Origin of the sequence: Mycobacterium sp. E1386, assembly GCF_001672745.1 — a bacterium.
Taxonomy (GTDB): domain Bacteria; phylum Actinomycetota; class Actinomycetes; order Mycobacteriales; family Mycobacteriaceae; genus Mycobacterium.
In genome coordinates this window covers 21,690-44,494 of the sequence record NZ_LZKH01000033.1, presented here as the reverse complement: position 1 = coordinate 44,494, position 22,805 = coordinate 21,690, and the positions used below count along the sequence as shown (strand labels likewise).

15 protein-coding genes are annotated in these 22,805 nt (G+C 68.0%); 4 read left to right on the top strand and 11 right to left on the bottom strand.

The window, feature by feature from the left end; translation table 11 throughout:
* The first annotated feature begins 55 nt into the window (after nt 1-55).
* From A5709_RS03910 to A5709_RS03895, 4 genes are all read left to right on the top strand, one after another.
* Nucleotides 56-562 (top strand): hypothetical protein, encoded by a 507-nt coding sequence (locus A5709_RS03910; protein ID WP_067948269.1) that lies wholly within the window; start codon nt 56-58, stop codon nt 560-562.
* A gap of 108 nt (nt 563-670) precedes the next feature.
* Complete coding sequence (locus tag A5709_RS03905) at nt 671-1,135, top strand: hypothetical protein (protein ID WP_067948267.1); 465 nt, start codon at nt 671-673, stop codon at nt 1,133-1,135.
* Nucleotides 1,132-1,578: an FHA domain-containing protein gene (locus tag A5709_RS03900; protein ID WP_067948265.1), complete on the top strand. Its 447-nt coding sequence runs from the start codon at nt 1,132-1,134 to the stop codon at nt 1,576-1,578. Before A5709_RS03905 ends, A5709_RS03900 begins: the two co-directional genes overlap by 4 nt.
* 10 nt (nt 1,579-1,588) lie before the next feature.
* The gene (locus A5709_RS03895) at nt 1,589-3,373 is read left to right on the top strand and encodes an acyl-CoA dehydrogenase family protein (RefSeq protein WP_068118135.1); all 1,785 of its coding nucleotides are present in this window, start codon (nt 1,589-1,591) and stop codon (nt 3,371-3,373) included.
* A 134-nt stretch (nt 3,374-3,507) separates the two neighbouring features.
* On the opposite strand, the gene A5709_RS03890 is transcribed toward A5709_RS03895, so the two are convergent.
* From A5709_RS03890 to glf, 11 genes are all read right to left on the bottom strand, one after another.
* Entirely contained in the window at nt 3,508-5,073 is a 1,566-nt protein-coding gene (locus tag A5709_RS03890; RefSeq protein WP_156767957.1) for an acyl-CoA carboxylase subunit beta, read from the bottom strand.
* Nucleotides 5,074-5,081: 8 nt separating this feature from the next.
* Complete coding sequence (gene pks13 / locus A5709_RS03885; protein WP_068118131.1) at nt 5,082-10,424, bottom strand: polyketide synthase Pks13; 5,343 nt, start codon at nt 10,422-10,424, stop codon at nt 5,082-5,084.
* Between the two features lie 11 nt (nt 10,425-10,435).
* Nucleotides 10,436-12,334 (bottom strand): long-chain-fatty-acid--AMP ligase FadD32, encoded by a 1,899-nt coding sequence (gene fadD32 / locus A5709_RS03880; protein ID WP_067948257.1) that lies wholly within the window; start codon nt 12,332-12,334, stop codon nt 10,436-10,438.
* A 288-nt stretch (nt 12,335-12,622) separates the two neighbouring features.
* A complete protein-coding gene (locus A5709_RS03875) occupies nt 12,623-13,633 on the bottom strand; it encodes a cutinase family protein (RefSeq protein WP_067948255.1) in 1,011 nt (336 codons plus the stop codon).
* Nucleotides 13,634-13,816: 183 nt separating this feature from the next.
* Nucleotides 13,817-14,719, bottom strand: coding sequence for an esterase family protein (locus A5709_RS03870; RefSeq protein WP_067948319.1), 903 nt, complete (start codon nt 14,717-14,719; stop codon nt 13,817-13,819).
* Between the two features lie 156 nt (nt 14,720-14,875).
* Nucleotides 14,876-15,928 carry an esterase family protein gene (locus tag A5709_RS03865; protein ID WP_067948253.1) on the bottom strand — a complete coding sequence of 351 codons (1,053 nt, stop codon included), beginning with the start codon at nt 15,926-15,928 and terminating at the stop codon, nt 14,876-14,878.
* 328 nt (nt 15,929-16,256) lie between these two features.
* Complete coding sequence (gene aftB / locus A5709_RS03860; protein WP_304442533.1) at nt 16,257-18,227, bottom strand: terminal beta-(1->2)-arabinofuranosyltransferase; 1,971 nt, start codon at nt 18,225-18,227, stop codon at nt 16,257-16,259.
* Nucleotides 18,214-19,131 carry a decaprenyl-phosphate phosphoribosyltransferase gene (locus A5709_RS03855; RefSeq protein WP_067948248.1) on the bottom strand — a complete coding sequence of 306 codons (918 nt, stop codon included), beginning with the start codon at nt 19,129-19,131 and terminating at the stop codon, nt 18,214-18,216. Before A5709_RS03855 ends, aftB begins: the two co-directional genes overlap by 14 nt.
* Nucleotides 19,124-19,663, bottom strand: coding sequence for a phosphatase PAP2 family protein (locus A5709_RS03850; protein WP_068118126.1), 540 nt, complete (start codon nt 19,661-19,663; stop codon nt 19,124-19,126). The genes A5709_RS03855 and A5709_RS03850 overlap by 8 nt, the downstream gene beginning before the upstream one ends.
* Complete coding sequence (locus tag A5709_RS03845; RefSeq protein ID WP_068118119.1) at nt 19,656-21,545, bottom strand: glycosyltransferase; 1,890 nt, start codon at nt 21,543-21,545, stop codon at nt 19,656-19,658. The genes A5709_RS03850 and A5709_RS03845 overlap by 8 nt, the downstream gene beginning before the upstream one ends.
* Nucleotides 21,545-22,768, bottom strand: a complete 1,224-nt coding sequence (gene glf, locus A5709_RS03840; protein ID WP_068010482.1) for a UDP-galactopyranose mutase — start codon at nt 22,766-22,768, stop codon at nt 21,545-21,547. Before glf ends, A5709_RS03845 begins: the two co-directional genes overlap by 1 nt.
* Between the last annotated feature and the right edge of the window lie 37 nt (nt 22,769-22,805).

Here is a 22,805-nt window from a genome sequence, read left to right as displayed (position 1 = left end):
GGTCAATACTTATTCCGCTGTGATCCCCTTCACACGGACCCAATAGGCGGCCCCCATGCACGCGCTGACACGACTCGGAACATGTGCGGCGACGATCACCGTGGTGATCACCCCCGCGGCGGCGTTCGAAATTGCCAAAGCGGCCGCCGAGGGCGGCACCACGGTAGCCCTGGACAATTACTATCGGCGCTGCGATTTCAGCCGCGTCAGCGTCGCCCCCAAGGTGCCCCGGCCCGGGCTGGGCACCGGTTCGGCCCTGATCCATACCTCCGGGTCAAAAGCGGTCGCCGAGGTGCACCTGTACGACGAGCCCGAGCCGGGCACCCACTTCGACGTCGGGCTCATCCAGATGCCGCGGCCGTCGTCGAGTCCCTGCGGGCCGGGTGATCCGGGCACCGCCTTCTCCGGCATGGACATCGACCCGGCGGGCAACGGAACGGCGACCGTGCAAGACACCATTCACCCCGGCACCACTGGTGTGTGGGTGATTATCGAGCGGGCCAACCCGAACTCGCAGAATCCGGCGGAGTTTTACACGTCCGAGTTCGTGGCACCGGTATAAGCCCCACGCCCTGCCAGGCAGTGCCATAAGTCCCTATCTCGACGCCGCGGTCAAGTGCTCCGATAAAGGAGATCGCCGAATGACCGGCGCCGCATGAGAGGTACGGCAATGAACGCTCCACAACAGTCGCACACGACACGCTTCTTCTCCCGCGTGCTCGGTCCCTTCCTCGTCATTGTCGATGTGACGGCGGTGGCGCGCGTGTCCGACATGCAGTCGCTGCTGTCGCAGTTCGAGGCGAACTCGATGTGGACCTTCGTCACCGGCGCCTTCATCTTGTTGCTCGGCCTGACCATTGTCGCCGCTCACCAGAGCTGGCGCGGCGCCGCGGCGATCATCGTTTCCCTGCTCGGCTGGCTGATCGTGCTGCGGGGCCTGCTGCTGGTGGCCTTCCCCAAGTTCTTCGCCTCGCTCGCCAACGACATGATCGGCGCGCAGGCCTGGTGGATCACCGCGTGCGTCGTCTTCGCCCTCGTCGGTGTGTACCTGACCTACGTCGGCTGGGCACCGGCACCGACGCGGCCGACGTCGCAGGCGGCCGCGGCCAACCCGGATCTGCCGCGAGCCGCGTGAGCAGCACCGGGTCCACGCCGAACCGGCCGACGCAGCGCGAAGGCTCGGAGGAACTCACCGGCGACATCGGCACTGCGCTGCCGGCCGAGTTCGACGCGCCTGCGACCGCAGCCGCCGCGGCGCTCGAGGACACACCGACACTGAGCCCGGGCTCGGCGCTGCTCGTCGTCACGCGCGGCCCCAACGCCGGCTCGCGGTTTGCCTTGACCCAACCCGTCATGTCGGCGGGCCGGCATCCGGAAAGCGACATCTACCTCGACGACATCACCGTCAGCCGTCGGCACGCCGAATTGCGCAGCGAGGGTGGCCAATTCCGCATCGTCGACGTGGGCAGTATGAACCGCACCTATCTCAACCGGGAGCCCGTCGACTCGGCGGTGCTGGCCAACGGCGACGAGATCCAGATCGGCAGGGTTCGCCTGGTTTTCCTCACGGGCGCGTAGCGTCTCTTCCATGAGCGACTACGCCGTAGAGGCGGTGGACAGGCTGCCCTTCTCCACGGAGGAGAAGTCGCAGCGTTACCAAACCGAAAACTACCGCGGGGCCGTGGGTCTCAACTGGTATCGCACCGATCCCACCCTGCAGTTCACCATGGCGTACTACCTGCAACCGGACGAACTCGCGGTCGTAGAGCCGCATCTGGTGCGGATGGGCGAGTTGATGGCCGGCCCGGTCGCGCGATGGGCGGAGGAGACCGACCGCAACCCGCCCCGGCTGGAGCGTTATGACCGCTGGGGACACGACGTGAGCCAGGTCGTCATGCCGGCCTCGTTCACCCAGTCCAAGCGCGCGGTCCTGGATGCCCAGCAGGCCCTGCGCGACGACGCGCGCGCCGCCAAAGTGAGCTCGGGCCTAAGCCTGTTCGCGTCCAACTATCTACTCAACCAGGCCGATATCGGGATGGGCTGCGCGCTGGGCACCGGCGGCGGCATGGTCCAGTCGCTGGTGGCCGCCTACGCGCCGGCCGACGTGCGAGAGCACGTGCTGGCCAAGTTCGCCTCGGGCGAGTGGGCGGGCGAGACGGCGCAACTGCTGACCGAACGCACCGGCGGCTCGGACCTGGGCGCGCTCGAGACGACTGCTCGACGCGTAGGCGGCGAAAATGAAGGTGCGTGGATTCTCAACGGCTTTAAGTGGTTTGCGTCAAACTGTGGCGGCGAGGCGTTCGTCGTGATGGCCAAGCCGGAGGGCGCACCCGACTCGTCGCGGGGCATCGCCAACTTCCTGGTGCTGCGTACCCGCCGCGACGGTTCGCGCAACGGGGTGCGGGTGCGCCGCCTGAAGGACAAGCTCGGCACCCGATCGGTGGCCTCCGGCGAGGTGGAATTCGTTGACGCCGAGGCGTTTCTGCTATCCGGCGAAACCACCGGGGAGGCGGGCCCGTCGGACGGCAAGGGGCTGGGCCGCATGATGGAGCTGACCAACGCCGCGCGCCTGGGCATCGCCCTGTTCGGGCTCGGTAACGCGCGCCGCGCCCTGGTCGAGTCGCTGTGTTACGCCCGGCAACGGCACGCGTTCGGCGGGGCGCTCATCGACAAGCCGCTGATTCGGCGCAAGCTCGCCGAGCTGGTCGTCGACGTCGAAGCCGCGCAGGCGATGGTTTTCGACGGCACCGGCGCCACCAACCATCGTCAGCCCCGCAGCATGCGGCAACGCATCGCCGTGCCGGTCACCAAGCTCAAGGTGTGCCGGCTCGGGATCACCGCCGCGTCCGACGCGATCGAAATCCATGGCGGCAACGGCTATATCGAGACCTGGCCGGTGGCCCGGTTGCTGCGCGACGCGCAGGTGAACACCATCTGGGAAGGGCCCGACAACATCCTCTGCCTGGACGTGCGGCGTGGCATCGAGCAGACCCGCGCCCATGAGCCGTTGTTGGCGCGGCTACGCGACGCCGTGTCGGTTTCCGATGACGACGACACCACCCGGTTGGTCGCGGGGCGCATCGAGGATTTGGACGCGGCGATCACCGCATGGTCCAAGCTGGACCGCGACATCGCCGAGGCGCGCCTGTTCCCGCTGGCCCAATTCATGGGTGACGTGTACGCGGCGGCGCTGCTCACCGAGCAGGCCGCCTGGGAGCGTGCCACCCGCGGCGGGGAGCGCAAGGCGCTGGTCGCCCGGCTCTACGCGCAGCGGTATCTCGCCGACCGCGGGGCGCTGCGGGGCATCGACGCCGACTGCGACGAGGCGCTGGAGCGCTTCGACGAACTCATCGACGGCGCGTTCACGAGCTAGAAGTCACGCCGTCGCACGCCGGGCACACCACCCAATCCGCAGATTCGATATCGCCTGCGATATCGCTTTTCGCGGTCGGCGCATAGTCGGACCCGCGGTGCGGGTGTGACCAATGTGATTGTGCCGCAGCAGAGTTAAACCGGGATCAGCCCGTGCTTGCGCGCGGTGCGGAACCATAATTGCTTGTCCCGCAACAACTTCAGCGACTTACGCAGCAGCAGCCGGGTCTGGTGCGGGTCGATGACCGCGTCGATGAAGCCGCGTTCGGCGGCGGTCCACGGAATCGCCATGTTCAGGTTGTAGCCCTCGATGAAGTCCTTCTTGATCTGCTGCGCCTCGGGCGTCGTCGGATCCGGGAACCGCTTCATCAGCAACTGCGCGGCCCCCTCCGCGCCGATCACCGCGATGCGCGCGGTGGGCCACGCGAAGTTGAAGTCCGACGTCAGCTGCCGGGATCCCATCACGGCGTAGGCGCCGCCGTAGGACTTGCGCACGGTGATCGTCACCTTCGGCACGTCGGCCTCGACCACCGAGTAGAGGAACCGGCCGCCGCGCTTGATGATGCCCCTCTTCTCCTCCTCGGCGCCCGGCAGGAAGCCCGGGGTGTCCACCACGAACACCAGCGGGATGTTGAACGCGTCGCAGAACCGGATGAACCGCGCGGCCTTGTCGGAGGCCTCGTTGTCGATCGACCCGGCCAGGTGCATGGGCTGGTTGGCGATGACGCCGACGGGGCGCCCGTCGACCCGGGCGTACCCGGTGATGATGGCCGGCCCGTGTTGCGCGGCAACCTCGAGGAAGTCGCCGTCGTCGAAGATGCGCAGCAGGATTTCGTGCATGTCGTAGGCCGCATTGTCGGAGTCCGGCACGATCGCGTCGAGCTCCCGGTCGGTCGGCGTGACCTCCGGCTCCAGCCCGGGGTTGATGATCGGCGGACTGTCGAAGCAGTTGGACGGCAGAAACGACAAGAACTCACGCACGTACTGGAACGCTTCGGCCTCCGAATCCACCACCTGGTGGATGTTGCCGTAGCGGGCCTGCGCGTCGGAGCCGCCGAGCTCGTCGAGGGTGACGTCCTCGCCGGTGACCTCCCTGATCACGTCGGGACCGGTGACGAAGAAGTAACCCTGGTCGCGCACCGAGACGAGCAGATCGTCTTGGATGGGCGAATACACCGCTCCCCCAGCGCATTTGCCGAAGATGAGGGAGATCTGCGGCACCAGCCCGGACAGCGCCTCGTGGCGGCGGCCCAACTCGGCGTACCACGCCAGCGAGGTCACCGCGTCCTGAATCCGGGCGCCGCCCGAGTCCTGGATGCCGATGATCGGGCACCCCACCATCGCGCACCACTCCATCAGCCGCGCGACCTTGCGGCCGAACATCTCGCCCACCGTGCCCTGGAACACCGTCTGGTCGTGGGAGAACACCCCGACCGGCCGGCCGTCGATCATGGCGTGCCCGGTGACGCAACCGTCACCGTAGAGCGCGTTCGGGTCGTTCGGCGTCTTGGCCAGCGCCCCGACCTCGAGGAAGGTGCCCGGGTCGACCAGCGCGTGAATGCGGGCGCGGGCACTGGGGATGCCCTTCTTGTCGCGCTTGGCGACCGCCTTCTCACCGCCCGGCTCCTTGGCCAATTCCAGGCGAACGTGCAACTCGGCCAGCTTCTCGGCCGTCGAATGCTGAACGGGAGCGGGCAGCATTTCCGTCACTACTTGCCTACTTTCGCCTCGATCGCGTTGAGTGCCTCGGTCATGTGTGCGCCGACCTTGGCGATGATCGGCTCGTCGATGGCCTGGATGTGCTCACCACCGATCGGCACGACCTCGAGGTCGGACACGTACTCGCCCCAGCCGCCGTCCGGCTGACGAACGGCGTACCGCGGCTCGAACATGATCGCGTCGTCATGGTAGCGATCAGCCATGTAGAGGGTGACATGCCCGTCGTACGGCTGGATCTGTGCGGTGTCGATGGCCCGGTTGTCCAGGTACGACGTGCGCTGGTGCTCGATGATCCCGGCCGGGATCTGGACACCGCTCTGGCTGACCGCCTCGAGCACGAACCGGATCTGGCCCTCGTCGTCGAGCTCCTCGAGCTGCTCGTACGGGATCTCCGGGATGGTGACGTTGAACGTCTTCTCGGCGAACCGGGCGTAGCGGTCCCAGCGCTTACGGATCTCCTCCTTGGTCTGCGGGACCTCTTCGCCCGCGCGGACCGCGTCGATCAGCCCGACCCACCGGACGTCCTTGCCGAGCCGCTTGAGCCCGATCGCGCACGCGTAGGCCAGGACGCCGCCCAGCGACCAGCCGGCCAGGATGTACGGCCCGTCGCCCTGCATCTCGATCAGCTTCGGAATGTATTGCGCGGCACGCTCTTCGATCGACCCCTCGACCCGCTCGAAGCCATACATCGGGGTGTCCGAGGGCAATCGGTTCAGGAGCGGTTCGTAGACGACCGTCGAGCCGCCGGCCGGGTGGAACACGAACACCGGCGGTTTCGTGCTGCCCTCGGGTCGCGGCCGCAGCGTGCGGACGAACCCGTCGATCACGCCGGCCTCCAGGTACTCGCGCACCTTCTCGGCCAGCGCCTCGATGTTCTCCGACGTCACCACGTCCTCGACGCTGATCGGCCCCTCGGCGCGCTCCGACAGGCGCTGCGCCATCTTGGCGGCCTGCTCGTCGTCCAGCTTGGGCAGCGGATTGAAGATGCCGCCCGGGGACTTGCCGGTGACGATCGCCCACGTGGCGAACGTGACCCGCTCGGCCGCGTCGCGCGGCGGCACGTCGGAGTTGAGCGCCGCGGCGACCGCCTGCTGGTTCAGCGCCTCGGCGGCCCCGGCCAGGTTGGGTGCCGGCTGCGCCGCCCCATTGGATTGGGCGCCTTTGCCGTTGGGTCCCGACGGGTCGGTGGGGGGCGGCGGGATCGGCATGTCGGATGCCGACGGTGGCGCTGGTTGCGTTTCCGGCTCCGCCTGCGGGTCGGGCGCCGGGGCTGTCACCGTGCTCGGCGACGCGCCGCTCATCATTTCCGCCTGCAGCCGGGCGATCTCCTCGGCCGACTGCGTCTTCTGGTACTCGTGCAGCTGCTCGACCTCGTCGCGGTGCTCGACCGCGTACTTGATCAGCTCCTCGATGTTGTAGAGGTTGGCGTCGCGCACCGCGGCCAGCTGGATCGGCGGCAGGTCGAAGTCGTATTCGACCCGGTTCTTGATTCGCACCGCCATCAGCGAGTCCAGGCCGAGCTCGATCAGCGGGACCTCCCACGGCAGGTCCTCGGGTTCGTAGCCCATGGCCGCGCCGACGATCATGCCCAGGCGCTCCGCGACGGTCTCGCCCGTGTCAGGTGACCACTTGCCCACGCTGCCCGAGAAGTATCGGTTGGTCAGGCTGTCCGTCAGGGTTTCCGCATCCGCCTCGTCGACGGGGGCCTCCGGCACGGCCGCTGCCCCGTTGGACGGGGCCGTGATCGCGGCTGCGGCACCGACCGCGGTCGGCAGGGCGACGCCGGCTTCCCCGGCCCGCGTCACCAGCGCGTCGTAGACCAGCGTGAAGGACTCGTCGATGCGGGCGTGCACCTGCACCGAGGCCCCGCCGGGGTGCCGGCTCAGCGTCGTCACCAGCCGGGCGTTCTCGCCGGGAACCGCGCGCTGCTCGGCGGCGGCCAGCTGCGCATCCGGCAGCACCGCTGCCGCGGCGGCTTTCACCAACGCCGCCAGGTCCGCCTGGCCGCGGGGGTTGTACTCCCACACGTGGCGACCGTCCGGCAGCGCGACGTGGTTGCCGGGCATCATCACCGACGCGTCGCCGGAGAAGTGCACGTCCAGCCAGTGCTCCTTGCGCTTGAAGCGGGTCGGCGGGATGTTCGCGTAGTCGGCCGGCCCGGCGGCGCGGGTGAACAGCGTCCAGATGTTCAGGTCGTGGCCGTAGACGTAGAGCTGCGCCATGGTCGAGATCATCGATTCGACCTCGTCCTGCTTGCGGGCCAGCGTCGGGATCAGCTGGGCGTCGTGCAGCCCGGCCGCGGCCGTGGTCAGCCCGACCTGCATGAGCGCGACCGGATTGGGCGCGAGCTCCAGGAAGGTGGTGTGCCCGCTGTCGACGGCGTTGCGGACGCCGTGGGTGAAGTAGACGCTGTGGCGCAGGCCCTTCTTCCAGTAGTCGACGTCGTGGATCGGCTCGCCGCCGGGCTTGATGTAAGTGCCCTCGTGCACGGTCGAGTAGATGCCGACGGTCGGGCTGGTCGGCTTGATGCCTTGCAGCTCCGCGGCGAGCTCGCCGAGCAGCGGGTCCATCTGCTGCGTGTGGCTGGCGCCCTTGGTCTGGAACTTGCGGGCGAACTTGCCCTCGGATTCCGCGCGGGCGATGATCGCGTCCACCTGCTCGGGCGGACCGCCGATAACGGTCTGCGTGGGGGCGGCGTAGACGCACACCTCCAGGTCCGGGAAATCGGAGAACACCGTCTTGATCTCGTCGGCGGAGTACTCCACCAGCGCCATCAGCCGGATGTACTCGCCGAACAGCATCGCCTCGCCCTCACCCATCAGGTGCGAGCGGGAGCAGATCGTCCGGGTGGCGTCGCGCAGCGACAACCCGCCGGCGAAGTACGCCGAGGCGGCCTCGCCCAGCGACTGGCCCACCACCGCGGCGGGCTTGGCGCCGTGATGCTTGAGCAGCTCACCGAGCGCGATCTGGATCGCGAAGATGGTGACCTGGGTGGTCTCGATGCCGTAGTCCTGCGAGTCGTCGAGGATCAGCTCGAGCACCGAGTACCCCAGCTCGTCCTGGATCAGCGCGTCGACCTTCTCGATCCACTCGGCGAAGACCTCGTTGCGCAGGTACAGGCTCTTGCCCATCTTGCGGTGCTGCGCGCCGAACCCGGCCAGCACCCACACCGGGCCGTTGGTCACCGGCCCGTCGACGCTGAACACGCCCGGCCGCTGCTTGCCCTCGGCGACGGCGCGCAGGCCCTTGATGGCCTCCTCGTGGTCGTGCGCCAGCACCACCGCGCGGGAGCGGCCGTGGTTGCGCCGCGACAACGCCCGCCCGATCGATTCCAGCGACGACGCCTGACCCTCCGGGCTTTCCATCCAGTCGGCCAGCTCGGCGGCCGCCGCCTTCTTGCGCGAGGTCAGAAACGCCGACACGGCGAGCGGGATCAGGGGCTTGGTCGGCTCCTCCGCCTCCTGTGCGGCGAGCTCTTCCAGCGCGATCTCTTTGAGCCGCAGCGCCTCGTCGGTGACGCCCGGCAGCTCGTATTCGTCCTCCGCGGGGGCCTCGGCATCCGGGATGATGTTGCCGAAGTCGTCGAACCGCAGCGCGTGGCTTTCCATCGTGGGGGCCTCGGCTGCGTCAGCGGCGGCCTTCACCTCGGGCTCGGGTTCCGGCTCACGCGCCTCTTTTTCCACGACGTCACGGGGCAAGACCTCGCGCACCACCAGGTGCGCGTTGGCGCCACCGAAGCCGAAGCTGGACACCCCGGCCAGCGCGTAGCCGCCGTAGCGCGGCCAGTCGGTGGCCTGGTCGATCACCTTCAGGCGCATCGCGTCGAAGTCGATGTAGGGGCTGGGCCCGGCGAAGTTGATCGACGGCGGCAGCTTGTCGTGCTGCAGGGCCAGCACCACCTTGGCCATGCTGGCTGCGCCGGCCGCCGACTCCAGGTGGCCCACATTGGTTTTCACCGCACCCAGCAGCGCCGGGCGGTCGGCCGGACGTCCCCGGCCGACGACGCGGCCCAGGGCCTCGGCTTCGATGGGGTCGCCCAGGACGGTCCCGGTGCCGTGCGCCTCGATGTAGTCGACGGTGCGCGGGTCGATGCCGGCGTCCTTGTAGGCCCGGCGCAGCACGTCGGCCTGCGCGTCCTGGTTGGGCGCGATCAGGCCGTTGGACCGGCCGTCGTGGTTGACCGCGCTGCCCGCGATCACGGCCAGAATCTGGTCGCCGTCGCGGCGGGCGTCGTCGACCCGCTTGAGCACCAGCATCCCGCCGCCCTCGGAGCGGGTGTAACCGTCGGCGTCGGAGGAGAACGACTTGATCCGGCCGTCGGGCGACAAGACCTGGCCGATCTCGTCGAAACCGAGCGTCACCACGGGAGTGATCAGCGCGTTGACACCCCCGGCGACCGCGACGTCGGCCTCGCCGTTGCGCAGGCCCTGCACGGCCTGGTGGATGGCCACCAGCGAGCTCGAGCACGCGGTGTCGACGGCGACCGACGGACCCCGAAAGTCATAGAAATAGGAGACCCGGTTGGCGATGATCGACGTCGCCGTTCCGGTGATGGCGTACGGGTGCGCGACGGTCGGGTCGGACACCGCCAGGAAGCTGTAGTCGTTGTTGGAGACGCCGACGTACACGCCGACGGACTGTCCGCGCAGGCTCGACGCCGGGATGTGCGCCTGCTCGAGCGCCTCCCAGGTCAGCTCCAGCGCCATCCGCTGCTGCGGGTCGATGTTGTCGGCTTCGGTCTTGGCCACCGCGAAGAACTCGGAGTCGAAACCCTTGATGTCCTTCAGGTAGCCGCCGCGGGTGCGGGCCTTCGCCATCCGCTCGGCCAGCCGCGGCTCCTCCAGGAACTCCGCCCAGCGACCCTCCGGTAGGTCGGTGATCGCGTCGCGGCCCTCCATCAGCGCTTGCCACGTCTCGTCGGGGCTGTTCATGTCGCCGGGCAACCGGGTCGACAAGCCCACGATCGCGATGTCGACGCGCTCGGCCGGGCCGTTGCGCGTCCAGTCCGAAACGTCGTCGCCCGATGTGTCGATCTCGGGCTCGCCCTCGATGATCCGCGTGGCGAGCGACTCGATGGTCGGATGCTGGAACGCCACCGCGACCGACAGGGTGACACCGGTCATGTCCTCGATGTCGGCGGCCATCGCCACGGCGTCGCGCGACGACAGGCCGAGCTCGACCATCGGCACCGACTCGTCGATGTCGTCCGGTGACTTCCCGACGGCCCGGCCCACCCAGTTGCGCAGCCATTCGCGCATCTCGGGGACCGTTAAGTCCGTCTTCTTGGCGGGCGGATTCTCCTGCTGGTCCTGGGGGTCGTCTAGTTCAGCCATGGTTCCTGGGTTCAGTCGTTAGCGCCGGCGAAGGCGGTCGGCGAACCGACACCGCTACGCAGGCTGCCGTCGAGGTAGGCGGCGCGGCACGCGCGGCGCCCGATCTTCCCGCTGGAGGTACGCGGAATGGTTCCGGCCTGCACCAGCAGCAGGTCGCGGATGGTCACCCCGTGACGGACGGCGATGGCCGCCCGGATCTCGTCCGCGATCGGCTGGTACTCGAGCTTGTGCGTGCCGGGGGCACGCTCGGCCACGATCACCAACTGCTCGGAGCTGTCGTCGGGGTCGTGCTTCAGGCCGGTGTGCGGGTTGTCGAACACCTCCTGCGGCAGCTGGTTGGCCGGCACGGAGAACGCGGCCACGTAGCCGGTGCGCAGGGCGCGGCTTGCCTCCTGGGCCGAGTACTCGAGGTCCTGCGGGTAGTGGTTGCGGCCGTCGATGATGACGAGGTCCTTGATCCGGCCCGCGATGTAGAGGTGACCGTCGTGGTAGGTGCCGTAGTCGCCGGTGCGCACCCACATGCCGTCGTCCGGGGCGCCCTCGGCGTGCGACTGGCTGATGCGCGACTTGAGGAGGTTGCGGAAGGTCTCGGTGGTCTCGTCTTCCTTGCCCCAGTAGCCGGTGCCCATGTTGTTGCCGTGCAACCAGATCTCGCCGATCTGCCCGTCGGGCAGCTCGCTGGCGGTGTCGGGGTCCACGATGACGGCCCACTCGTCGACGCCGATGATGCCGGCGGAAACCTGCGCGACGGCCTTGGGCGAATCGGGGGCCACCTCGACGAAGCGCTGCTTGTTCAGCTCGTCGCGGTCGACGTGGATGACCCTGGGCGCCTCGTCCATGGGCGTGGTGGACACGAACAGCGTGGCCTCGGCCAGGCCGTAGGACGGCTTGATCGCCGTCTCGCGCAGGCCGTAGGGCGCGAACGCCTCGTAGAACTTGCGCATCGACGCTGGGGACACCGGCTCGCTGCCGTTGAGGATCGCCTTGACGTTGCTCAGGTCCAGCGGTGGCTCGCCGTCCTTGGGGACGCCGCGCACCGCGGCGTGCTCGAACGCGAAGTTCGGCGCGACGGTGACGACCTCGCAGTTCGGCGCGTCTTCGGGCTTGCGTGCCATCTCCCGGATCCAGCGGCCGGGCCGGCGCACGAACGCCGCCGGAGTCATGAACGTGAAGTTGTAACCGAGCACCGGCGACAGCAGCGCCGTGATCAGGCCCATGTCGTGGAAGAACGGCAGCCAGGACAGACCGCGGTCGCCCTCCTTGCCCTCGAGGCCGTTGAGCACCTGCAGCACGTTGGTGGGCAGGTTCAGGTGGGTGATCTGCACGCCGGTCGGGGTACGGGTGGAGCCGGAGGTGTACTGCAGGTAGGCGATGGTGTTCTCGTCGGCCTCGGGCTCGACCCAGGTGGACGCCACCTCGTTGGGCACCGCGTCGACGGCGATCACGCGGGGCCGTTCCTTGGCCGAGCGCGCGCGGATGAACTTGCGGACGCCTTCCGCGGCCTCCGTGGTGGTCAGGATGGTCGACGGCGTGCAGTCGTCGAGCACCGCGTGCAGCCGGCCCACGTGACCCGGCTCGCCCGGGTCGAACAGCGGCACCGCGATCCGGCCGGCGTACAGCGCGCCGAAGAAGGCGATCAGGTAGTCCAGGTTCTGGGGGCACAGGATGGCGATGCGGTCACCGGGCTGGGTGACCTGCTGCAACCGGGCGCCCACCGCCCTGTTGCGGGCGCTGAAGTCGCGCCAGACGATGTCGCGGTACACCCCGTCGCGCTCGGTGGAGTAGTCGATGAAACGGTAGGAAAGCTTGTCGCCGCGGACCCTCGCCCACTTCTCAACGTGCTTGACCAGGTTGGTGTTCTCCGGGAACCTGATCTTTCCATTCACGATGAACGGGTTGTGGTACGGCATTCCGCTCTCCTGTCACACCTGTTTTAGGTCGGCGTGCGCCGACGTTTTGTCCTCTGGTCGGCGACGCCGACGGTTTCCATCTCTACGCGGACCAGCCCTCGCGCGGCGCCACGGGCGCCGGCCTCCTGCTCATCACAGGCCGGCGTCTAGCAGGACCGGGTCCGCAACAAAGTCTTATAGCTCTTAAATTCCTCTTAATGTTAAGGGGCTGCCCGCAGCACACCAAATCACAAGGTACCGCTGATATGAACCCGTGACGGGCTCCTGGCTGCTGTGTCCCGCCGCCGGTCATCCATGTTTGGGGTGGGGCGCATTATTGATCAGTCCTTGAACCCAATTCAAGGTCCAATCCGTCGCCGCCTGTCCGTCGGCATTCCAGAACTCCGTCGTCGCGTACAAGGCGTGGATTGGCTGTCCGGCATTCCCCGCCAGCGTGTTGAGCGTGTTGGGCAGGTTGGCCACGCTGAACGCCTCCTGCGGCGCGGCGCAGATGAGGTCGCCCGGCGCGCAGATCTCGTTGGTCTTGTCGTTGAGCGCACCGAAGCCTCCGGGCCGCGCCCCGGTCATCGTCAACCCCAGCCCGGACAGCACCGGCACCTCGTGCAGCGTGACCTCGGCGCCCTGCCCCGGCGGGTTGGGCCCGACATCGTTGCCCACCCCGGGCTGGCGGCGACCGTCGGCGATCAAGGTCACACCGAGCACCAGGTCGTCGTCGACGGGTCCGCGACCGTTGCCGATGTCGCTGGCGATGTCACCGGCGATCACCGCGCCTTGGGAAAAGCCCATCAAGACGTAACTGGTCAGCGGGCACTTGGCGTTCATGTCCGTCATCGCCTGGACCGTCGCACGGGTGCCCTCGGCGCGGCTTTCGTTGTACGACATCTGCGTGTCACCGCTGAGCGGGTTGTGGAACTGCGCGGTGTAGGGAGTGGTGTACTCCTGCACCCTGGACGCGGGGAACTGCTGGCTGATCGCCGCGGTCACCTTGTGCAGCAACGCGTTGGGAAATTGCATCGGGTTGGCCGGATCGTCCTGCGGGGCGGACTCCCAGGTGCCGGGGACGTTGACCAACTGGACGTCGGGACACGACGCGTCCTGCGAAGCGGGCCGGGGCTTGTGCGGGTGGGTGGTGGTGGACGGCGCCGGCAGCACGCCGGGCGGCACCGCACTGGGCGGCGATTCGCGGTGGCGCAGCAAGACCACCACGGCCACGATCACCAACAGCACCACGACCGCCATCGCACACGCGGCGGCCCAGGCGAGGACTCGGTGGCGCTTACGCTGGGCGTTGGTAGCCATGTTCTCCTGCTAGCAGAGCGGGTGGATCGCGACGCGGTCCTCCCGACCCCTGCCGCACACCACTACACGGTACCGGCTCGCCCGACGACGTCCGTCGGACAGCGACCACAGGCGAATGGCGCCGACCCGCTAGCGAATGGCGCCGACCCGCTTCACCCGGCTGCGCCGCGCTCGCGATCGCCGCTAGCGAATGGCGCCGACGATGTCACCCGACATGGCGCCCAGCTGCCCCGACCACGAGCCCCAGCCGTTGTCGCCGCCGCCCGGGAAGTCGAAGTGACCGTTGTGCCCGCCGTTGCTGCGGTACTGCTGATAGAACTCCCGGGAGCTGCCCATCGCCGCGCCCGCCTGGCCGATCATGGCGGCGTCGTCGCCGCCCATATTGGTCGGGCTGTAGACCCAGACGCGAGTGTTGTTCTGCGCCAGCAGCGAGGCGTGGACGTAGGGGTCGTGCCACTTCCACCGGCCCAGCTGCGGGGCGCCCCACATCCCGTTGCCGTCCACACCGCCGAATTGCTGCAGGCCGGCCAGGATCGCGCCGTTGTAGTTGGTGCTGGACGGATATAGGAATCCGGACAGCGAACCCGCGAAGCCGAAGCGGTCGGGGTGGAAGGCGGCCAGCGCCATCGCGCCATAGCCACCCTGCGAGGCGCCGACGGCGGCGTGGCCACCGGGCGCCAGGCCCTTGTTGGCGGACAGCCAGTTGGGCAGCTCGCTGGACAGGAAGGTGTCCCACTGCTTGCTGCCGTCCTGCTCCCAGTTGGTGTACATGCTCCACGCACCGCCCGCAGGCGCCACTACCGAGATGCCTTTGCCGCCCAGCGTGTTCATCGCGTTGCCCGCGGTGACCCAGTTGCTGACGTCCGGGGCCGCGTTGAATGCGTCCAGCAGATAGACCGCGTGCGGACCGCCGGCCAGGAAGGCCACCGGGATGTCGCGGCCCATCGCCGCCGACGGCACCATCAAACTCTCGTAACCGGCCGCCCGCGCGCGGCCGGCCGGTCCGCCCGTCACCGTCACACCGATCAAGCCGACCGCCAGCGCGACCACGGAGATCATCCGAAGAAGCGCTGGCATACCCCGCACGACCCTCATGTCCACCCTCCATCGTCTAGTCGCTGTGGAGCACATTAGCCAGCGCCGTAGCTCCCCCGCCCGCGGGGTAGTGAAACAAATCACACACCAAAACAACCAGCGGCGGAAACCCGAAGGTTTCCGCCGCCAGTCGCGTCGTTCTTGGGCTTAGGTGCCCTGGCCGTTGCCGGCAGCAGCGGCGGGAGCCGGAGCGGCCGTGGCCGGACCGGCGCCAGGCGTGGCGCCCAGGGTCGCCTGCAGGTCAGGCTTCATCGCCTGCAGCTGCGCACCCCAGTACGGCCAGTCGTGCGTGCCGTTGGCGTCGAAGTTCCACACCGCGTTGTTGCCGCCGGCGGCTTTGTACGCGTCCTGGAACTTCAGGTTGCTGGTCCGCACGAAGCCCTCCAGGAACTTGGCGGGCAGGTTGTCGCCACCGAGGTCGGACGGCTTGCCGTTACCGCAGTACACCCAGATCCGGGTGTTGTTGGCGACCAGCTTGCTGACCTGCAGCGACGGGTCGTTGCGCGCCCACGCCGGGTCCTCCTTCGGGCCCCACATGTCGGCGGCCTTGTAGCCACCCGCGTCACCCATGGCCAGGCCGATCAACGACGGCCCCATGCCCTGGGACGGGTCCAGCAGCGCCGACAGCGAGCCGGCGTAAGTGAACTGGTTCGGGTGGTATGCGGCCAGGATCAGGGCCGACGATCCGGCCATCGACAGACCCACGGCGGCGTTGTTGGTCGACTTGACCTGCTTTTGCGCCGCGAGGTACGCCGGCAGCTCGCTGGTCAGGAAGGTCTCCCACTTGTAGGTGGTGCAGCCGGCCTTACCGCAGGCGGGCTTGTACCAGTCGGAGTAGAAGCTGGACTGGCCGCCGACCGGCATGACCACGGCAATGCCCGACTGGTTGTACCACTCGAACGCCGGGGTGTTGATGTCCCAGCCGTTGAAGTCGTCCTGGGCGCGCATACCGTCGAGCAGGTAGAGCGCGGGTGCGTTGGCCCCACCGCTTTGGAACTGGACCTTGATATCGCGGCCCATTCCTGCGGAAGGAACCTGCAGGTACTCCACCGGCAGACCGGGGCGCGAGAACGCGCCGGCGGTCGCCGAGCCCCCCACGGCGCCAATCAGGCCCGAGAGCAGGGCCGCACCAGCGGCCGCCACCACGAGCCGGCGCGGCATACCTGCCACGGCGCCGCGAAACCTGTCGACAAGCGTCATCCTTGCTTCCTCATCCTTTCGGCGCGCCCATCACCCGGACGCGTCCATGATTTGGGTCGTACTGCATACGATCTCCGCGCAGCAGTGCTCGTGTAGTCAACCACACCTACAGCCGTCGAGTCGCATCGAGGCCGCCACGCAAAGCGTCATTCGGCGGTCGTTACCCGGGGTTTTCCAGGCGAAACATCGACGCCTTTTGTGGCGTTTGCGCATGTGCTTGGGCACGACTGCCAGCTGGTGAAGGCCCAAATGTGATGTTGCTGGCAATCTTTCATGGGCGTGAATCGTGATCGTTTTGAGATCGGTCGAAAATACTTCTGCGCGCGGCTTACTCGCGAGGCGGCGGCGGGACCTCTTCGGGCACTGGGAGACCGCATCTGGCGAGCTCATAACGCGGAACGCGGTCGATCCGGTATTTGGTGAATTCATAGGAATGCAGCAGGTTGGAGAGGAATCGGTGCGGGGTCATCGGTGCGCGCACCGAACTCAGCACCGCCTTGGTCTCGGGGCATTGCAGGGCCGTCACCGCCTCTGCGACCCACTGCTGGTCCAGATAACCCGGGATGCCGGGATACACCTTCACCCACGGTCCGTCGGCGATCACCCAATCCGGGAAGAGGTTCTTGTCGTGCCCGATGCGGCCGTGCTTCAACCGTTCCGTGTGTTGCGCAAGCGGATTCGCCAATCCGATCTGGTCGATCACCCTGACATCAAGCCCGACGTTCATGCCCACCATGCCGAGGTTGGTGAAAAACACTGTGTGCTGCGGCTTTTGGGGCGGCTTGTCGGGGCCCTGCTGCGCCTGCGGCACCAAGTCCCACTGGATGTAATTGCCCGACGGCAGCAGTAACGCGCCGTCCGGGGTGTTGTCGAGCGCCGTCAGGATGGCCGCCATCCTCGGATACCCCAGGTAGTCGGCGGCGGTCAGCGGATGCGCGTGACCGGTGGCCTGCGCGTAGAAGCGCCGCTCGTCGACGATGCCGGTGTAGGTGACGTGGGTGGCGTCGTCACCCATTCCCGGTGAATTCGCCGCCCACAGCGACCAACCCGCGACACCCAGCCACAGCGCACTCGCCGCGCCGAGCACCCAATAGCCCGTCTCCCGCGAGTAGTCCTGGCCGTCCGGTATGGCCACCGGGATCACGGCCACCGGGGCCAGCAGGCAGAAAAGTGGCGCAAGCAGCACCCGCCCGTGCATGAAGTCGCCGCCCTGCCGGATCCAGTAGAGCGCCTGCAGCAGGCCGCTCACCAGAACGAAGGCCACGACGGCCGGGGGGCTTTGGACCGCCCGGGCGAGCCGACCGTAGTTGGGCGACAGCGCGGGGCGCAGGAATGAGGGCCGGCGGCGGGCGGCGAGCAGCAGCACCCCGAGCGGCACGAGGAGTACCACCGGCACCCAGACCGCGTAGGGCGCGTCGAAATTCGAGAGGTAGATCATGCCCTGGGACCACTTGTCGCCGGCCGCGTCCTTGGCCAGGGCGGTGCCGGGCACCAGCAGGCCGTAGTAGCCCATCCGGAAGATCTCATAGCCCACCGGCAGCAGGCCGCCGGCCACCACGACCAGCACCCGACGGCGCCACGTCCGCGCCGCGATCAACATCATGATCAGCGCCAGCCCGCCCATCAGCGCCAGATCGGGCCGGACCAAGACGCTGAAACCGGCCACGAACGCCAGCGCACCGATGAAGAGCCTGCGATCCGGGCGGTTGCGCACCGGCTGGGCCCAGCAGACCATCATCCACCAGAGCAACCCGAGGTAAGCCAGGGTCAGCCCGCTCTCCAGCCCCGAGGTGGCGAAGTCACGCGCGGGCGGCAGCGCGACGTAGACCATCGCCCCGGCGGGCAGCATCACGGCCCTGCGGCCCCGCAGGCTGGGCGCATACAACCGGGCGGCCCCCAGCATGAGCAGCGCCACACCCGCAACCGAAAGCGTCAGGGCCAGCGCCAGCGCCACGTATTCCATGCGCATCGGCCCGCCCACCCAGCTGCCGACATACATCAGATAGGTCCAGGCCGTCGAGGTGTTGGCCTCCACCCGCTCGCCCTGGTTGAAGACCGGGCCGTTGCCGGCCAGCAGGTTGCGGACCGTACGCAGCACGATCAGCCCGTCATCGGCGATCCAGCGCCGCTGCCAGGCGCCCCAGGCGAACAGGACGGCGACAACCACCACGCTGATCCAGAGGCTGACCCGGACCAGGGCGGTGTAGGGGAATACCGGCCAGCCCAACCGCCTGATGACCGGCCGTCCGCGCATCATGCGCGCCTTGAGGGCCTGCAGTTCGGAGCTAGCCGAAGGCAACGGCGGCTCCAACTGTCGCGATCCAGGTCAGCGCCAGCAGTTGCAACACCCGATCCCGCAGCGCGATGTCCTCGGGCTCGCCAGCCAGCCCGCCGTCCACGTCCACCGCGTACCGCAGGATGGCGATGGTGAACGGGACCATCGACACCACGAACCAGCCGGCCGCGCCGTGCTCCCGGTCGAACGCCCACAGCCCGTAGCAAACCACCAGCGCCGTGGCCGACAACGTCCAGACGAACCGCAGATAGGTGCTGGTGTAGTTCTCCAGCGCCTTGCGGATCTTGGCCCCGGTGCGCTCGGCCAGTTGCAGCTCGGCGTACCGCTTGCCGGCCACCATGAACAGCGACCCGAAGGCCATCACCAGCAAGAACCACTGGGTCAGGCGGATGTCGGTGGCCGCGCCCCCGGCGATGGCCCGCAGCAGATATGCCGACGACACGATGCAGATGTCCATCACCGCTTGGTGTTTGAGGCCATAGCAGTAGCTCAGTTGCATGGCGAGGTAGACGGCCATCACCAGCGCCAGATTGGGGGTGATCCACCAGCCGATGACCAGCGAGGCGACGCCCAGCACCACCGCGAGGGCATACGCCAGCCATTCCGGCACGACGCCCGCGGCGATCGGGCGGAACCGCTTGGTGGGGTGCTCGCGGTCGGCCTCGACGTCGCGCACGTCATTGATCAGGTAGATCGCCGACGCGGCGAGGCAGAACGCCACGAACGCGCCCAAGGCGGGGTATGCCTTGTCCAGCACGTCGTGGTAGTGGTAGCGCACCGGGCCGCCCAACGCGGCCAGCGGCGCGGCCAGCACCAGAACGTTCTTCACCCACTGGCGCGGGCGGATCGCCTTGACGACCCCGATCACCACGTTGCCCGACGGGCCCGTCACCACGTCCTCACTCATTCGGCCAGACCTTCCGCGCCCGGCCCTCGAGCCGGACGGTGATTCGAGCGACGATGGCTCCGAGGGCGATGCCGCAGGCCACGTCGCTGGGATAGTGCACCCCCAGCAGCATGCGCGACAACGCCATCGGGGGAACCAAGACGGCGGGCAGCGGCAGGCCGGTGATCCGGCCCATCAGGATGGCCGCGGCCGTCGTCGAGGTGGCGTGTGCTGACGGGAAACTCAGCCGGCTGGGCGTGCCGACGTTCACCACGACGGCCGGATCGTGGGGCCGCTGACGCCGCACCACCCGCTTGACCAACACGGCGGCGGCGTGCGCGGCGAACGCGCCGGCCCCGGCCACCAGCCACTCCCGGCGCCGCTTCGGCATCAGCAGCGCGCCCACGGCCGCGACGGCCAGCCAGCCGATGCTGTGCTCGCCGAAGTGCGACAGACCGCGCGCCGCCGTCAGCACGCCGGGCTGGTCGGCCAGGGCCGACTGCACAGCCACCAGCGCGGCCACCTCACCCGTAGGGGGTGGCGATTCAGGCATGCTCTCGCTCGGCAGGTAGCAGCGCCGTCTCCCACTTCTGCTTGCTGGACAGCACGGGCAACGCGTCCCGGTACGTTTTGCGCATCTCGTCGAACCGGCTCACCAGCCGGCGCTGCCGCCGCAGCGAGGCGAACAGCAGCTGGAACATCTTGCGGCGGTCGCGCTGCCGGTACACCACGCCGCACCCGTCGGCCGTCGTCACGGTGACGCCGTCGACGGTGCACAACCGGAACCAGCGCGCGTCCTGGGTCGGCACGTTGAATTGCGGGCGGCGGTGGGCTTCGGGATCGGCCTTGGTGGCGTTGTGCGCGATGCCGCGGGCCAGCCGATAACCGATCGACACCGGGTTGACCGGCGGCTTCATCGCCCTGGTCTTGTTCGACGGCGGCGGCAGTTCGCTCGCCGCCGGGAGCACCACCGCGTCCGGATATTCCTTGCGCAGCCGATGTACCTCGGGCAGAGCGGATTCCAGGATCGAGAAGATGTGCTCGGGTCCGGCCAGGAAGTCGTCGATGGCCCGGTTCTGGATCGCCACGGTCGAATACTCAAGGCAGGCAAGATGTTTCAGCGTCGCCTTCAGGTGGCTGCGAACCAGTCCGGTGATGTCACCGTCCCAGTGCATCGCGGCGACGACCAGTCGGTTGCGCAGATGGAAGTACGCCTGCCAGTCGATGGCGTCGTCCTTGTCGCTCCAGGCCATGTGCCAGATCGCCGCGCCGGGCAGCGTGACGGTCGGATACCCGTGCTCTCCCGCACGCAGGCCGTATTCCGCGTCGTCCCACTTGATGAACAGCGGCAGCGGCTGGCCCAGCTCCTCGGCGACCTGCCGCGGGATCATGCACGTCCACCAACCGTTGAAGTCGACGTCGATGCGCCGGTGCAGCAGCGCGCTCCGGGCGTTCTTGTCGTTCAACGGGAATTGGGCGAAGTCGTGGTCGTACTCCGCGTGCGGTGCGGCCGTCCACATGAAGTTCGACTGGTTGACGACCTCGCCCATGATGTGCAGGTGCGACGGCTCCTGCAGGTTGAGCATCTGGCCGCCGATGAGCATCGGCGTCTTGGCGAAGCGGTGCAACGCCAGCACCCGCAGGATCGTGTCCGGCTCGATGCGGATGTCGTCGTCCATGAACAGAATCTGTTGGCAGTCCGTGTTTTTCAGCGCCTCGTACATCACGCGGCTGTAACCGCCAGAACCGCCGAGATTGGGTTGGTCGTGGATGGACAGCCGGTTGCCCAGGCCGGCGGAGGCGGCCGGGAAGTCCGGGTGATCGCGCACCTTGCGGGTGCCCTGGTCGGGGACGATCACCGCCCCAATCACCTCGTCCACCAACGGATCCGCGGTCAGGTCGGCCAGCGCGTTGACGCAGTCGGCGGGCCGATTGAACGTGGGGATGCCGACGGCGATGTTGGCCGTGCCCGGGGCGGGCTCGGTCGCATACCAGCCACCGCTCACCAGGTTGACCGCGGTGTCCGTGGTGATGTCGAACCAGATCCAGCCGCCGTCCTCGAACGGCTTGAGCGGCACCTCGATCTCCACGATTGCGGGCTGGTCGTCGGTGCCGACGAATTGGCGGCCGTCCACGGAGATCCGCACCCCGGTGGCCTTCGTCCGGTACAGGTCGACGCGTCCGGTTCCGGTCAGCTCGACCCGCAGCACCACCGACGTGCAGATCGACCAGCGGCGCCAGTAGCTCGCGGGGAACGCATTGAAGTAGGTGGCGAACGACACCTCGGACTCTTTGCCGATCTCCAGCGAAGTGCGGCTGGTCGCGTGCGCGCGCCGCGCATTGGTGGTCGATTCCTCCAAGTACAGCTTGCGCACGTCGAGGGGCTCCCCCGGACGCGGCAGGATGATCCTGGAAAGCAGGCTTACAGCAGTCATCAGGCGCCGCTCCTCCCCGTCGCCGGCGCGCCCCCCGCGCCTTCCTCCACTAAAGCTTTGCCGTCGCGCAGGTGCGGCGCGACGGTGTTGTCGTACATGTTCAGTGCGCTGGCAATCGCCATGTGCATGTCCAGGTATTGATAGGTGCCCAACCGGCCACCGAAAAGCACCTTGTTGGAGGCGGTTTCGGCCTTCGCCCGCGCTCGGTACGCGGCGAGCAGGGTGCGGTCGGCCTCGGTGTTGATCGGATAGTAGGGCTCGTCGTCGTCCTCGGCGAACCGCGAGAACTCCCGCATGATCACCGTCTTGTCGGTGGGGTAGTCGCGCTCGGGGTGGAAGTGGCGGAACTCGTGGATGCGGGTATAGGGCGGGTCCGGGTCGTTGTAGTTCATCACCGGGGTGCCCTGGAAATCACCGATCGGCAGCACCTCGACCTCGAAATCCAGTGTGCGCCAACCGAGCCGGCCCTCGGCGTAGTCGAAGTAGCGGTCCAGCGGGCCGGTGTACACGACGGGCGCATCCGGGCTTTCCGCCCGCAGCTGGTCGCGGACCTCGAACCAGTCGGTGTCCAGCCGGACCTCGATGCGGTCGTCGGCGGCCATGTTCTGCAGCCACGCCGTGTACCCGTCTACCGGCAGACCCTCGTAGGTGTCGCTGAAGTATCGGTTGTCGAAGGTGTAGCGCACCGGCAGCCGGGTGATGTTGGACGCGGGCAGTTCCTTGGGGTCGGTCTGCCACTGCTTGGCGGTGTAGTTCTTGAGGAATGCCTCGTAGAGCGGCCGGCCGACCAGTGAGATCGCCTTCTCCTCGAAGTTCTGCGCGTCCTCGGTTTTGATCTCGGCGGCCTGCTCGGCGATCAGCTTGCGCGCTTCGTCCGGGGTGAAGTATCTGCCGAAGAACTGCGACACCAGGCCCAGCCCCATCGGGAACTGGTAGGCCTGCCCGTCGTGCATGGCGAATACCCGGTGCCGGTAGTCGGTGAAGTCGGTGAACTGCCGCACGTAGTCCCAGACCCTCTTATTAGAGGTGTGGAACAGGTGGGCGCCGTATTTGTGGACCTCGATGCCCGTCTGCGGCTCGGCCTCGGAATAGGCGTTGCCGCCGATGTGCGGGCGGCGTTCAACCACGAGCACGCGCTTCCCGAGTTGGGTAGCCACGCGCTCGGCAATGGTCAGGCCGAAGAATCCAGAGCCGACGACGAGGAGATCGAAACGAGCGGTCATCGGTTGCTTAGGGTATCCGACCGCGTCGGCCTAACCC